Annotated in this window: 11 protein-coding genes and 1 pseudogene; 5 read left to right on the plus strand and 7 right to left on the minus strand. The window is 41.5% G+C overall.

What is annotated here, in order from left to right:
• A pseudogene (locus ACNEUN_RS01685) lies at positions 1-572 on the plus strand (hypothetical protein); the annotation flags it as partial.
• Between the two features lie 442 nt (positions 573-1,014).
• Here the strand turns inward: ACNEUN_RS01685 and ACNEUN_RS01690 are convergent.
• From ACNEUN_RS01690 to ACNEUN_RS01715, 6 genes are all read right to left on the minus strand, one after another.
• Positions 1,015-1,296 (minus strand): type II toxin-antitoxin system YafQ family toxin, encoded by a 282-nt coding sequence (locus ACNEUN_RS01690; protein WP_119527408.1) that lies wholly within the window; start codon positions 1,294-1,296, stop codon positions 1,015-1,017.
• Positions 1,293-1,565 carry a type II toxin-antitoxin system RelB/DinJ family antitoxin gene (locus ACNEUN_RS01695; RefSeq protein ID WP_004137333.1) on the minus strand — a complete coding sequence of 91 codons (273 nt, stop codon included), beginning with the start codon at positions 1,563-1,565 and terminating at the stop codon, positions 1,293-1,295. Before ACNEUN_RS01695 ends, ACNEUN_RS01690 begins: the two co-directional genes overlap by 4 nt.
• 349 nt (positions 1,566-1,914) lie before the next feature.
• Entirely contained in the window at positions 1,915-4,029 is a 2,115-nt protein-coding gene (uvrB, locus tag ACNEUN_RS01700; RefSeq protein WP_463630423.1) for an excinuclease ABC subunit UvrB, read from the minus strand.
• A gap of 22 nt (positions 4,030-4,051) precedes the next feature.
• Entirely contained in the window at positions 4,052-4,774 is a 723-nt protein-coding gene (gene coaE / locus ACNEUN_RS01705; RefSeq protein ID WP_463630425.1) for a dephospho-CoA kinase, read from the minus strand.
• A gap of 134 nt (positions 4,775-4,908) precedes the next feature.
• Positions 4,909-6,411 carry a 30S ribosomal protein S1 gene (gene rpsA, locus ACNEUN_RS01710; protein WP_463630427.1) on the minus strand — a complete coding sequence of 501 codons (1,503 nt, stop codon included), beginning with the start codon at positions 6,409-6,411 and terminating at the stop codon, positions 4,909-4,911.
• Between the two features lie 117 nt (positions 6,412-6,528).
• Positions 6,529-7,413 carry a bifunctional methylenetetrahydrofolate dehydrogenase/methenyltetrahydrofolate cyclohydrolase gene (locus ACNEUN_RS01715; protein ID WP_427876711.1) on the minus strand — a complete coding sequence of 295 codons (885 nt, stop codon included), beginning with the start codon at positions 7,411-7,413 and terminating at the stop codon, positions 6,529-6,531.
• A gap of 150 nt (positions 7,414-7,563) precedes the next feature.
• Here ACNEUN_RS01715 and ACNEUN_RS01720 point away from each other — a divergent pair, with 150 nt between their 5' ends.
• Positions 7,564-8,634 carry a metal ABC transporter solute-binding protein, Zn/Mn family gene (locus tag ACNEUN_RS01720; protein WP_463630791.1) on the plus strand — a complete coding sequence of 357 codons (1,071 nt, stop codon included), beginning with the start codon at positions 7,564-7,566 and terminating at the stop codon, positions 8,632-8,634.
• Positions 8,635-8,761: 127 nt separating this feature from the next.
• On the opposite strand, the gene ACNEUN_RS01725 is transcribed toward ACNEUN_RS01720, so the two are convergent.
• A complete protein-coding gene (locus ACNEUN_RS01725) occupies positions 8,762-9,358 on the minus strand; it encodes a CarD family transcriptional regulator (protein WP_427876709.1) in 597 nt (198 codons plus the stop codon).
• Positions 9,359-9,492: 134 nt separating this feature from the next.
• Between ACNEUN_RS01725 and glgB the strand changes: the two genes are divergently transcribed.
• The 3 genes from glgB to ACNEUN_RS01740 are packed head-to-tail and all read left to right on the plus strand — an operon-like array spanning position 9,493 to position 13,741.
• A complete protein-coding gene (glgB, locus tag ACNEUN_RS01730) occupies positions 9,493-11,766 on the plus strand; it encodes a 1,4-alpha-glucan branching protein GlgB (protein ID WP_463630428.1) in 2,274 nt (757 codons plus the stop codon).
• Positions 11,767-11,783: 17 nt separating this feature from the next.
• Positions 11,784-12,539 carry a response regulator transcription factor gene (locus tag ACNEUN_RS01735; RefSeq protein WP_427876705.1) on the plus strand — a complete coding sequence of 252 codons (756 nt, stop codon included), beginning with the start codon at positions 11,784-11,786 and terminating at the stop codon, positions 12,537-12,539.
• 50 nt (positions 12,540-12,589) lie between these two features.
• On the plus strand, positions 12,590-13,741 hold the full coding sequence (locus ACNEUN_RS01740) for a sensor histidine kinase (protein WP_463630431.1): 1,152 nt from the start codon (positions 12,590-12,592) through the stop codon (positions 13,739-13,741).
• Positions 13,742-13,744: the final 3 nt, after the last annotated feature.

The following is a 13,744-nucleotide window of genomic DNA, read 5'->3' on the forward strand; positions in this document are numbered from 1 at the left end:
GTAAGTGGAAGAAGGGTGATAACACTCCAGACGGCGTAACCGTTGACGAAAACACTGGTAAAGTCACTATTCCAGCAGACAAAGTCAAAGACAATAGTGATGTAAAAGCTAAAGATAAGAAGGGTAACACCGCTTCCGACGAAACCACTGGTAAAGCCGGAAACAACGGCGGAAATTCTGGTTCTGGAACAGGTTCTGGTTCTGGTTCTGATTCGGGTAACGATTCCACGTCTAATAATGGCGGTTCAGATAGCGGATCTACTACTGGTGGTAGCAGCTCTACAGATTCCGGCGCTCAAGATAGCACCAATGAATCAAGTAGCGCTGATAATGCTAACAACGCTGGTAACGCTGAAACCGGTAATGCTGGCAACGGCAACGCTGGTAATGCATCCACTGGTGCTTCAGGTTCCAACGCATCTACTAAGTCCGGCAACAAGGTTCCTGCAAAGCATTCGTCCCAATTAGTAAAGACTGGTGCTGAAGTGGAACGAGCAGGATTAATCAGCGCAATGATTGGTGTACTTGGAGCTGCAGCAGCATTCTTCTCTCGCAAGAAGAATCGCGAGTAAAAAGTTCACCTACAAAATTAAACAAAAGTAAACTAATAATTGAAAATAATTAGAAAAAGGAGCTGAGCCACAAACTCAGCTCCTTTTTCTATATCGCTGCTCACTTACACATACAAACTCTTGTATTGTGATTCAGAACATATCTTATTTAAGAAGAACCATCTTTAAATATATTCAAATAAACGATAATAAAATCAATAAAAACAATTTTTGACAGAACTGCAATATAAAAATTGCTCTTAAACCACACTTCCCCACATAAACGGCTGGGTGCAAAGTGTGTGCACCTTTTAACGTTAACATCCTGTGCACTCAACCCTACACCGTCGACATGTTTCCCCAAACAGCCAAAACACACTCAAAAATCGCCAAGAACCAGCTTAAAGCCGCTTCGCATTAAACCCTTTAGCAATAAAAGCTGTAAATTTAAAAATGTATTATTTTATTTCTTAAACAATTCTGAATGTGTACCAAGCCTATATAACATCAAAACAAGAACTTCATTCTTAATTTCATAAACTAAAAGCCAATCTGGTTCAATATGACATTCTCTTGTTCCGCTATATTTTCCAGTCAGAGCGTGATCACAATATTTAGCTTCTAGCACACCACCATTAGCTAAAACATCAATTACTTTTAAAAGATTATCCGTATTTTTATTTTGTTTCTTAGCTAATTTAAGGTCTTTTTTGAATTGATTCGTGAATTTTACTTCATATTTCATAAATCAAGAGCCGCCTTAAGATCTTCCATATTCCGATAACCCTTTACACTAGGATTGGAGGCAATCCGCCTACCCTCCTCAATAGCAGCAATTGTTGTATCATTTGGAACCTCTAATTTAAGAGAAAATGGAATCCCATTCTCGCGAATAGTTGTTCGCAAAAACATGTTAATCGCTGTTGTCATATTGAGACCGAGTTGTGAAAAAATCTTATCAGCTTGTTCTTTAATTACCTTATCTGTTCTGATATTTAAATTCGTAGTAGTCATATACAATACCTCCATCTTCTTTTACTATACGCAAATATTCGCCTATCTTCAACATATTGTCATTGCATTGTATATAATTCAGACTAACTAAAGTAATCCAACTGAATAGGAATTGCAAACGCAAACAACAAGTCACACCAAAACAATTAAGGCGAGCTAAAATAATAAGTCGAGCACATTGATTGTTGCAAATTACTCACCTTAATTTATGGGATTTATGCGCTGCGATTAACTCACGATTAACTCACGATTAATTATACCAAAAACTCTTATTTTCTACGCGTATCAAAAAATAAAAACACAAATTTCGCACGATTAACTCACGATTAATCATGCTCACTTATTACCATCACTTATTAGCCGCATCCATTTGACGCAATTCTTTCTTTAGATCGCGTATTTCGTCGCGCAATCGCGCTGCAAGCTCAAATTGCAACTGTTCTGCCGCCGTATGCATCTGCTCGCTCAAATTCTTAATTAGAGAAATAATCTCATCTTGTGGCAACGCAGAAATATTCGCCATACGCTTTTCTTTGCTTTGCTGCCCAAGATTCGGCTCTTTTGGCACTCCATAATGCGAGTTCCCAGCCTTATTAGCATTCCTGTAACCGCCTGCTAGCAAAGTTTGAGTATCAACATCTTCTTTAGCAAGCATGTCGTTCACATCACTAATCTTCTTTCGCAAAGGCTTAGGATCAATTCCATGAGCTTTGTTATACGCGATTTGCTTTTCGCGGCGACGCTCCGTCTCGCTAATCGCCTTGCTCATAGCATCCGTAACAGTATCCGCATACATAAGCACAGTTCCAGAAACGTTACGAGCAGCGCGTCCAATCGTCTGAATAAGCGAACGGTAAGATCTTAAGAAGCCTTCCTTATCTGCATCCAAAATCGCAACAAGCGAAACTTCCGGCAAATCCAAACCCTCACGAAGCAAATTAATGCCAACAATAACATCAATTTTGCCTTCGCGAAGCTCGCGCAAAAGCTCCACTCTGCGCAAAGTATCAACATCCGAATGCAAGTACTCAACTTTAATACCAAGCTCCAAAAAGTAATCAGTTAAGTCTTCGGCCATTTTCTTTGTAAGCGTAGTAACAAGCACACGCTCATCTTTTGCAACCCTAGCCTTGATTTCCGCAAGCAAATCGTCAACTTGACCTTCTACAGGACGAACCTCAATCTTAGGGTCAAGCAAACCTGTAGGCCTAATAATCTGCTCGACTACGCCATCCGAAAGCCCAAGCTCGTAATCTCCAGGCGTTGCAGAAAGATACACAGTTTGACCAACATGCTCCAAAAATTCTTTCCACTTTAACGGGCGATTATCTATTGCAGAAGGAAGCCTAAAGCCATGCTCTACAAGCGTTCTTTTGCGCGAAGCATCGCCTTCATACATAGCTCCGATTTGCGGAACAGTTACGTGCGACTCATCTAAAACAAGCAAAAAATCGTCTGGGAAAAAGTCAAGAAGCGTATGCGGAGGCGTACCTGCATCGCGGCCGTCAAAATGCCTGGAATAATTTTCCACTCCTGGGCACACACCAACCTGACGCAGCATCTCCAAATCGTACGTAGTTCGCATTTCCAAACGCTGAGCTTCTAGCAATTTATTCTGCTTTTTAAGCTGCGCTACTCTATCGTCGCGCTCTTTTTCAATCGCCTCAAGCGCGCGCTCCATGCGCTCCGGTCCTGCAATGTAGTGAGACGCTGGGAAAATATGAACGCTACTCTCCTGGCGAATTACTTCCCCAGTAAGCGGATGCAACATTGTAATTCTGTCAATTTCGTCACCAAAGAACTCAATTCTCACAGCCAATTCTTCATACACTGGAATAATCTCAACCGTATCACCGCGCACTCTAAAAGTTCCGCGCGTAAACGCAATGTCATTGCGCTTGTATTGCATGCTCACAAATTGACGTAATAAATCGTCTCGCTCAAGCTGCTGGCCAACATTTAGCATAAGCATTCGCTCGGCATACTCCTCTGGAGTACCGAGTCCATAAATGCAAGAAACAGTAGCAACAACAACGCAATCGCGTCTAGTAAGCAAATTCGCTGTAGCAGCGTGACGAAGCCGCTCAACATCGTCGTTAATATTCGAATCTTTTTCAATATACGTGTCTGTTTGCGGAATATACGCTTCTGGCTGATAGTAATCGTAGTAAGACACAAAATAGCTCACAGCATTATCTGGCATAAGCTCACGAAATTCCGCGCAAAGCTGAGCTGCCAATGTTTTATTCGGTTCAATAATAAGCGTCGGTCGTTGCAAACGCTCAATAAGCCAAGCGGTTGTAGCAGTTTTACCAGTTCCCGTAGCACCCATTAAAACAACGTCGTTTTCGCCGTTTTCAATGCGATTCGCCAGCTCTTCTATTGCTTGCGGCTGGTCGCCCGAAGGCGCATACGGCGCTTTTACTACAAAAGGCTTGTTTGTGCGCTGAATTTTATTCGACATAATCTTTTACTTCCCCAGTTTTTTACTTCCCCAGTTTCGCTATTTCAGCGCTTTTATTGTTTATTTCACGCAACCATGATTTCAACGTATTATCAACACTGTTAAGCATAGATTCCATTGGTTTAGTGGAATCAACTACAAAATCCGCCATATCTTTTCGAACTTTACTTGGAAGTTGACTATTTATGCGCGCTAAAGCCTGACTCTCAGTCATATTTCGCTCGCTTATCATTCGCTTAACGCGAATTTCTCGAGGCGCTTCAACAGTAATAATATGATCAAAACTAAATGGAATGCTGTCGATTACTTGCGCAAGAAGTGGAATGTCGTGCACAATAACAGATCTCATGCTGCTTATCTCATTGCGATTTTCTTTAGAATTGCAATTTTCCTTAGAAATTTTACTATCACACTCACTTTTATACTCGCTTTCTAAAAGCTTTGCGCAATCATAAATAGCAGGATGAATTATAGACTCAATCTTACTTAACGCTTGCTTACGTTCATCGCCATCTCCAAAAATACGCTCAGCAATAAACGCTCGATTTAAAGAGCCATCATTCTTAACGGCATTTTCCCCAAAAATGCCTACAATTTGTTGTAACACTGCGCTTCCTGGCTCCACTACTTTACGCGCTAAAACATCGTAATCTATAACAAACGCACCAAGCGAACGCAAATGATTTACTACAGTAGATTTTCCGGCTGCAATTCCGCCAGTTACAGCAATCCGCATTATTGTCATATATAAATTATAAATAATCCCCTTATATCCGCTTGTTCTCGTTTATATTCCACTAGAAGTAACTCGATTACAAAATTGCCCCGATGATTACTCACCGGGGCAATTCTTAATAAGCTTCTAGTAGAAAGTAGAAACTACTTCTTTTCGCTCAAAAGCTGTTCGCGCAAAGCTGCGAGCTGATCGGAATCAGCCAAAGTGCCTTCTGAAGTTGCCTCAGAAGAATAGTTGGAAGCAGCTTCTTCCTTCTTTTCTTCCTTAGCTGGCTTCTTTTCAGCTTCTTCCTGCTGACCGTCAGCAGCAGCAGATTCAGCAGCAGCTTCAAGTTCCTTAGCAGCAAAAGCCTTATGCTCTTCCCAAAGCTCGTGAGCTGCAGCATACTGTGCTTCCCACTCTTCACGCTGCTGCTCGTAACCAGCCATCCACTCGTTAGTGTTTGGATCGAATCCTTCTGGATACTTGTAGTTACCTTCAGCATCGTACTCAGCTGGCATACCGTAGAGAGCTGGATCGAAATCTTCAGAATTTGGATCAACAGCCTCGTTAGCCTGCTTCAAGGAGAGGGAAATGCGGCGACGATCAAGATCAACATCAATAACCTTGACGAACACTGCTTCGCCAGCCTTAACAACAGTTTCTGGGTTTTCTACGTGACGGTTTGCAAGCTCAGAAATGTGAACCAAGCCCTCGATACCGTCTTCAACGGAGATAAACACACCGAACTGAACAATCTTAGTAACCTTGCCCTTAACAACCTGTCCAGGAACATGGGTACGAGCAAAACGCTGCCATGGATCTTCCTGAGTTGCCTTAAGGGAGAGGGAAATACGCTCGCGATCGAGATCAACGTCGAGAACCTCAACAGTAACCTTGTCGCCAACTTTAACAACCTCAGATGGGTGATCGATGTGCTTCCAGGAAAGCTCAGACACATGAATGAGGCCGTCAACACCGCCGAGATCAACGAATGCGCCGAAGTTCACGATAGAAGACACAACGCCTTCACGGATCTGACCCTTCTTAAGCTGCGAAAGGAAGGTTTCGCGAACTTCAGACTGGGTTTCCTCGAGATACTGACGACGAGAAAGTACAACATTGTTGCGATTCTTATCGAGTTCGAGAATCTTAGCCTTGATCTTCTGGCCAATGTATGGAGATAGATCGCGAACGCGACGCATCTCAACCAAGGAAGCTGGGAGGAAGCCGCGCAAACCGATGTCTACGATCAAGCCGCCCTTAACAGCTTCGATGACAGTGCCCTCAACAACACCATCAGCATCCTTAATCTTCTCGATATCGCCCCAAGCGCGCTCATACTGTGCACGCTTCTTGGACAGAATCAGACGTCCTTCCTTGTCTTCCTTAGTGACAACAAGGGCTTCGATGGTGTCGCCAACTTCGACAACATCATCTGGATCAACGTCTTTCTTGATGGAAAGTTCACGGGAAGGGATTACACCTTCAGTCTTGTAGCCGATGTCCAACAATACCTCGTCGTGATCAATCTTTACGACGGTACCTTCAACTAAATCACCATCATCGAAATTCTTGATGGTTGAATCGACTGCCTTGATGAAGTCTTCTTCGGTGCCAATATCATTAATCGCAACCTTGGCGACTTCGTTATTATTCTCTGCCATTACCTATTAGTGGTTTCTTCTTGGGGTGGATATTACTCGATATTTAGTTATAGTAAATACACGCTTACGCGCGCACTCTTACTGAGTTTATAAGCAGCCCTAGCCAAAATCTACGTTTTACTCCGGGCGTGTTGAACGCTCGGCAATATCAACAACGTTAGCAAGCAGCATTGCGCGAGTCATAGGACCAACTCCTCCAGGATTTGGAGAATACGCAGAAGATATCTCTCTACAAGCTATATCAACATCGCCTTTTATTCTGTATCTTCCAGCATCTTCATCAAATACTCGTGATACTCCAACATCAACAAGCACTGCACCTGGTTTTACGTCGCAAGGTTTCACAAAACCAGCGCTGCCCATAGCAGCAATAATCACATCTGATTGACGCATAATCTCATGAAGATTTTTAGTATGCGTATGACATAAAGTTACAGTAGCGTCAACTCCCCTGCGAGTTAGCAAAAGACCTACTGTACGACCAACAGTAATCCCTCTTCCAAGAACACAAACAGATTTACCATTAAGATTTATTTTGTACGCATCAAGAAGAGCTAAAATACCGCGTGGAGTGCAAGGAAGAGGCGTGTTAATATCTCCAGAAATATGAGTTACTAATTCGCCAAGATTATAAGGATGCATTCCATCACAATCTTTTGCAGGATTAATTGATGAAATAACCTTATTCATGTCAATACCTTTAGGCAACGGCAATTGCACAATAAAACCAGTACAAGCAGGATCATTATTAAGCTTCTCTACAGCTTGTAAAATATCCTCTTGACTTGCAGTTTCTGGCAAATCGCACCTAATTGAACGGATACCGACATCTTCGCAATCCTTATGCTTTCCAGCAACATATTTTAAAGAGCCAGGATCTTCACCGACTAATAATGTACCAAGACCAGGTTCTATCCCAAGTTTATGTAAATTCTTAACACGCTCACGCAAATCGTGCTTAATATTTTCAGCAACAGCTTTGCCATCCAAAATAACAGTCATATATATCACCTCTCAAGAATTATGCACTACAACTCTCGTAATCCAACTCGCACAATTCGTATGAATAGGCTATCGTGAAGTATAGAGGTATGCGACACTACTGACAAATCGTAGGCCCAAATAAAACCATGTACTGAAGGAGCGACAATGATGCGTACCGTTACTCATACATTATGCAATGTTGCAAAAACAGCCATAGCGTGCGTAATAGCATCAGCAATGGCAATAAGTTTAGCAGCATGCGGGTCGCAAGAAACAAAACCAAAGAAAACGAAAACCGCAGAAAAACCTATATCTGTTGTTTCCACTATTGACACTTGGGGAAGCCTAGCAAAAGAAATTGGTGGAGATGACGTAAAAGTTACTTCCATACTTTCAGGTAGTGATACCGATATTTCCTCGTTTAAACCAAATAGTAAAAATTCCAAAGACATACAGGATGCGCAAGTGCTTCTAGTAAATGGAGCAGGCTACGACGATTGGATTACAAAAATACGTCCAAAGAATGCAGAGTTTATTAGTGCAGCATCCACAGTAGGAGCCTTGAATGGAGATAATCCTTACTTATGGTTCTCAAATGATGCGAGAAACGCAGTGGCATCCGCAGTAACAGAAGCATTAACAAGAGTGAAACCTGATAAACGAAAAGTTTTTAACGATCGACTTAGCCAATGGCAAGATCGTGAAAAGAAATTAGAAGAATATATAAAGAAATTCTCTAAAGAACACTCAAGCTTGCAGTACGCTTCAACTTCGTCGATCTTATTCTGGCTAATGTCAGATATTGGTCTTAAAGATAGCACTCCAAAAAGCTATTCAGATGCAATCAATCAAGGAAATCTTCCAGACAAATCGAGTATAGATGAGTTTCAGAAGTTGATTGAAGGTAGACATATAGACATATTGATTAACGATACTCAGCAAAGCGACGACAACTATAACCGTTTAGTTGGCATAGCTGGACGTAGCTACACGAGTACTGTTTCAGTAAGCGAATTAATGCCATCGTATGCTAAAAGCTTAGATCAATGGATTACTAAAATTTGTGACGACATGAATAATGCCGCAAACAACACAAAGACTATTCGTGAAGCTTTAGCAAAAGATGAGGATAAGAAAACTGACAATACTGATGCACAAGAACCTATAACTGAAAATCCACATCCTGTTGAAGCCGGAAAACCAAATTCAAACAAAGGTCAGCAGGATCCAGGAAAGTAAATTAGTAAATAAAATTAGAAAATAAGATAAGAAAAGCCAGGAAGTTTTTCCTGGCTTTTTTAAAACTATAGAATGAAGTATTTCACAGATTTAATTATTAATTATTAATTATTAATTAAATTATTAATTACTTCTTTTTGGACTTCTTATTTCTAGCTGACAGCAAAGCAAGAGTATCAGCTGCAGCCTCTTGCGGAGCCATAGTATGATGTTCTTCATCTCCAGGCTTTGGACTCTCATAACCAAGATTTACATCTAGCAAACGCTCAGCTTCATGCTCATCAATCTTTTCAGACAAAGCAATTTCTGAAATAAGAACACTTCTTGCGCGCACAAGCATACGCTTTTCTCCAGCTGACAATCCATGCTCATCAACATCGCGCTGAGATAAATCACGCACAACTTCAGCAATATTATTAACGTCACCTGTAGCTATTTTTTCTACATTCAACTTATAACGGCGAGACCAATTCATTTCTTTTTCTATAATTGGTGTGCGCAAAATCTCAAATACTTTTGCAACTTCTTTCGCGCCAACAATGTCTCTAACGCCAACTTTTTTAACATTATCCACCGGCACATTAATCTCTAAGCCGTCGGAAGACAGTACAACTAGACGCAAATACTGCCTAGTAACTCCTTTCACAGTACGCTCACTGATCTCTTCAACACGAGCAGCGCCATGACGAGGATAGACGACCATATCGCCGATTTGATAATCCACAGAACCCTCCGTAAACACAGAAAAAACTCTTATAAGTTTTCCACAAGGGTGCGACTTGAAAAAAGTTTTACAATTTTTTTACTATATGTCAAAACGCTTACGACATAATTCAAGAATGATGTATGATAGTGCACATGAGTACAGTTACTAACATCAATGAAGATGCAGTCGCAGTAGCAGTCCGACAGGATGTGCTTGCTGCGGTGAGCAATGCAGAATACTACAATCCACACGAGGTTCTGGGCGGACACTTAGGAACCGACAAGGGTGCTGGCACTGCTACCGTTCGTGTTTTACGACCGATGGCCAAGAAAGTAACCATTCTCACCAAAAGCGGTGAATACGAAGCAAAGCATGAGTATAACGGTATTTTCACCGCCGTTGTTCCAGCTGTTAAGCACACGAAAACAAAAGAATGGTCTGTTCCTAGCTACCGTGTAAAAACTGTAGAAGTAGATGGCACTGAGTCCGTAGATGACGATCCATACCGCTATCTTCCACAAGTTGGCGAACTTGATATGTATCTCTTTGGAGAAGGAAGACATGAACGCCTTTGGGAAGCCCTTGGCGCTCATGTAAAGAGCATCACTGACACATGGGGACTAGTCTCGCCTGAAACTGGAAAGATGGTTAAGAAAGTTACAGGTACTGCGTTCTCAGTGTGGGCTCCAAATGCTCGAGCTGTACGAGTAGTTGGCAACTTCAACTACTGGAACGGTCGTCGTCACGCTATGCGTTCACTTGGGTCTTCAGGAATTTGGGAATTGTTTATTCCAGGTGTAGTTGCTGGAGAAGTTTATAAGTTCGAAATATTGACACAAGCTGGAAATTGGATCATGAAAGCCGATCCAATGGAACGCTCTCATGAAGTACCACCTAATACAGGCTCTGTTGTTGTTGATTCCGAGTTTAAGTGGCATGACAGTGAATGGCTTGAGAATCGCGCAAAGACTAATACTCACGACGGTCCTATAAGTATTTACGAAATTCAAGCAAATAGCTGGAACCGAGATCTTGAGAATTATAAGGATTTGGCTGATAAGCTCGTTGATTACGTTCAGCAAGAAGGCTTTACTCACGTAGAGTTTATGCCACTTGCGCAATATCCATTCTCAGGTTCTTGGGGTTACCAAGTCACGGGCTATTATGCAGTCGATTCTCGCCTAGGCTCCCCTGACGATTTCAAATACTTGGTTAATAAGCTTCACAAGGCCGGTATCGGCGTAATTATGGATTGGGTTCCAGCGCACTTCCCTAAGGATGATTTTGCTCTCGGACGCTTCGACGGTACGGCATTGTACGAAGATCCAGATCCACTGCGTGGAGAACATCCAGACTGGGGCACTTACATCTTCAACTTTGGACGTCATGAAGTAAGGAACTTCCTTGTAGCAAATGCTTGCTTCTGGCTTGACGAATACCATATTGATGCGCTTCGAGTTGATGCAGTTTCCTCAATGCTTTACCTTGATTACAGCCGTGAAGCTGGTCAGTGGCGTCCGAACATGTATGGAGGACGCGAAAATCTTGAGGCTATTGATTTCATCAAGGAAGCAAATGCAACAGCTTACAAGAATAATCCTGGCATTATGATGATTGCCGAGGAGTCCACTGCTTATCAAGGTGTGACAGCACCAACCGATATGGGCGGTCTTGGTTTTGGTTTGAAGTGGAACATGGGATGGATGCACGATACTCTTCAGTATCTTAAAGAGGAGCCTATCAATCGTCGTTGGCATCACAATGAGATTACATTCTCTATGGTTTATGCGTATTCTGAACATTACGTTTTGCCATTAAGCCACGATGAAGTTGTGTACGGTAAAGGTTCACTTCTTGGAAAGATGCCTGGCGATGAATGGCAGCAATTCGCAGGATTGCGCGCACTGCTTGCATACCAATGGTCTCATCCTGGAAAGAACTTGCTATTCATGGGCGGCGAAATTGGTCAGTCTAGCGAATGGAACTTCAACACGTCACTTAATTGGAATGAACTTCAATGGCCATTCCATCAGGGAGTGCAGAAGTTAGTCGCTGATCTTAACGCTTTGTATAAGAGCTCACGTGCATTCTGGAGCCAAGATTTCACTCCAGATGGATTCCAGTGGCTTACAAGTGATGATTCTGATCATAATACTTTAAGCTATATGCGTATCGGTGACGATGGCGAAGAAATCGTAGTAGTAGTTAACTTCTCTGGACAAGCTTGGCAAGACTACCAGGTTGCGTTGCCAAAGGGCGGCCAGTGGAAAGAAATACTAACTACAGATGATGCAAAGTATTGCGGTTCTGATATTCACAATGGCACATTTACTGCTGCAGCTGAAGAATATCATTCGCGACCATACTCTGCAAGAATTACTGTACCTGCTCTTGGCGCAGTATTCTTAAAGCCAGTAAAGCACTGAAAGGTTTTTATAGTATCATGCTGAACGCTCCATCAGGTAACGGAGTTACTCGCACAATACTTGTTGTGGAAGATGAGCCAGATCTTGCCACAGCTATAGCGCAGCGAATAGCTGCACAAGGTTGGGTAGCTCGAGTAGCATCTGATGGAGCGTCTGCTGTTAGAGCAGCTCAGCAATTACATCCTGATCTTATTATTATGGATGTAATGCTGCCAATTATGGACGGAATAGAAGCAACAAAGCGGATTATAGCGCAGCGACCTGTACCAGTTCTTATGCTAACTGCTAGAGATGCCGAATCAGACAAAATAGTAGGTTTAAGTGCCGGCGCAGACGATTATATGACTAAACCGTTCTCTCCTAGAGAGCTTATTGCTAGATGTGCGGCTCTGCTACGAAGAGTAGAAAGAGCAACTCAAATAGCTAAGACTGTTGAAAAAGAACGTACAATAACTTTCGCAAACTTAGTAATTAAACCTAAGCAACGTTCAGTACTGTTAGACAATAAAGAGATTCATTTCACTCCTACTGAATTTGATTTGCTTACAATGCTTGCACGAAAACCACATACAGTTTTTAAGCGCGAAGAATTATTAGAAAAAGTATGGGATTGGCCTGACGCTTCTGGAACTCGCACTGTTGACTCTCATATTAAATCTTTAAGACATAAAATTGGTTCTAATTGGATTAGAACTGTGCACGGTATAGGATACGCTTTTGAACCTCCTATGCCTGATTATGATCAAATATTACAATCACAAACTAAGTCTTAGAAGAAGTCTTAGAAATCGCGACGACAGCGAGAAAAGTAGGTAGAATCATAATGACTACTAAAGCAAAGCAAGAAGAAACGTCGCGTATAACTTTTGTGTCTACTTCAAAACTAAACAATTCTGATAACAGATTTAGTAAAAATCATTTATCTCATAAAACAAGTCACACGTATCCTCATAGGCCTGTAGGATTCTTTTCATCATTAAAAGGTGAACTTTCCGCAATTATTGTAGTAGCTACAGCAATAGCTTTTGTTATGGCTTGGTTCCTGCTAAAAATGGGCTTAAATGGTTGGATTGCTATGCCTCTTACTCTTGCTGTAGCACTAGGCATAACATACACATTTTCAAGAGGACTAACTGCACCATTAAGACAAATGCGCGATGCTTCTGAAGCAATGGCAGATGGTGATTATTCAGTTAGAGTCGCAATAGAAAATCGTAGAGATGAAGTAGGAAAACTAACATTAGCTTTTAACGAAATGGCTGAAGAACTTGAACATGATGATCAAATGCGAAGAGAGTTAATAGCTAATGTGAGTCATGAATTACGTACACCAGTTTCTGCTTTACAAGCAATGTTAGAGAATCTTGCAGATGGAGTTATTGAAGCAACTCCGGCTAATTTTGACTCAATATTGAACCAAACCCACCGCTTAGCAGATTTAATCACATTTCTTCTTGATTTATCTAGAGTAGAAGCTGGAGCTGAAAGTCTAAATATTACAACTTTTGATGTTTCAGAATTCCTTGATACAATTATTGAACCGCTTGAAGTTGCGGATGCTGGACACAATCACAGTATTGAAGTTGAAATTGAGCAAAATATTAAACTTACTGGAGACAGAAATAGACTTTCTCAACTTTTTACAAATATTATTTCAAACGCTCTGAAACATTCACCAGATAATACGCATGTTCTTATTTGCTCCAAAGAAGATAAAGAACATAATACTTTAGTTAGTAATGTTATAAACTTTGGCAAGCAAATTCCAAAAGAGCAGAGATCTGAGATTTTCAGACGATTTGTAAAAGGAAATCAAAGAATTGGCACCGAATCAGGCGGAACTGGACTTGGGCTTTCTATAGCACGATGGGCAGCAGAATTACACAATGGAACAGTAAAAGTTGTTGACGATAAACGTGGGCCAAATTTTGAAATCACTCTTCCACTAAACTATAACGTATCTGGTAAAAAGTAATTT

Source organism: Gardnerella sp. C0684A1 (assembly GCF_055326835.1).

What these genes read in the sequence shown, in the direction of transcription:
- ACNEUN_RS01690 (WP_119527408.1), bottom strand. Translation starts at nt 1,296, where the DNA reads ATGAAATATGAAGTAAAATTCACGAATCAATTCAAAAAAGACCTTAAA.
- ACNEUN_RS01695 (WP_004137333.1), bottom strand. Translation starts at nt 1,565, where the DNA reads ATGACTACTACGAATTTAAATATCAGAACAGATAAGGTAATTAAAGAA.
- uvrB (WP_463630423.1), bottom strand. Translation starts at nt 4,029, where the DNA reads ATGTCGAATAAAATTCAGCGCACAAACAAGCCTTTTGTAGTAAAAGCG.
- coaE (WP_463630425.1), bottom strand. Translation starts at nt 4,774, where the DNA reads ATGACAATAATGCGGATTGCTGTAACTGGCGGAATTGCAGCCGGAAAA.
- rpsA (WP_463630427.1), bottom strand. Translation starts at nt 6,411, where the DNA reads ATGGCAGAGAATAATAACGAAGTCGCCAAGGTTGCGATTAATGATATT.
- ACNEUN_RS01715 (WP_427876711.1), bottom strand. Translation starts at nt 7,413, where the DNA reads ATGACTGTTATTTTGGATGGCAAAGCTGTTGCTGAAAATATTAAGCAC.
- ACNEUN_RS01720 (WP_463630791.1), top strand. Translation starts at nt 7,564, where the DNA reads ATGCGTACCGTTACTCATACATTATGCAATGTTGCAAAAACAGCCATA.
- glgB (WP_463630428.1), top strand. Translation starts at nt 9,493, where the DNA reads ATGAGTACAGTTACTAACATCAATGAAGATGCAGTCGCAGTAGCAGTC.
- ACNEUN_RS01735 (WP_427876705.1), top strand. Translation starts at nt 11,784, where the DNA reads ATGCTGAACGCTCCATCAGGTAACGGAGTTACTCGCACAATACTTGTT.
- ACNEUN_RS01740 (WP_463630431.1), top strand. Translation starts at nt 12,590, where the DNA reads ATGACTACTAAAGCAAAGCAAGAAGAAACGTCGCGTATAACTTTTGTG.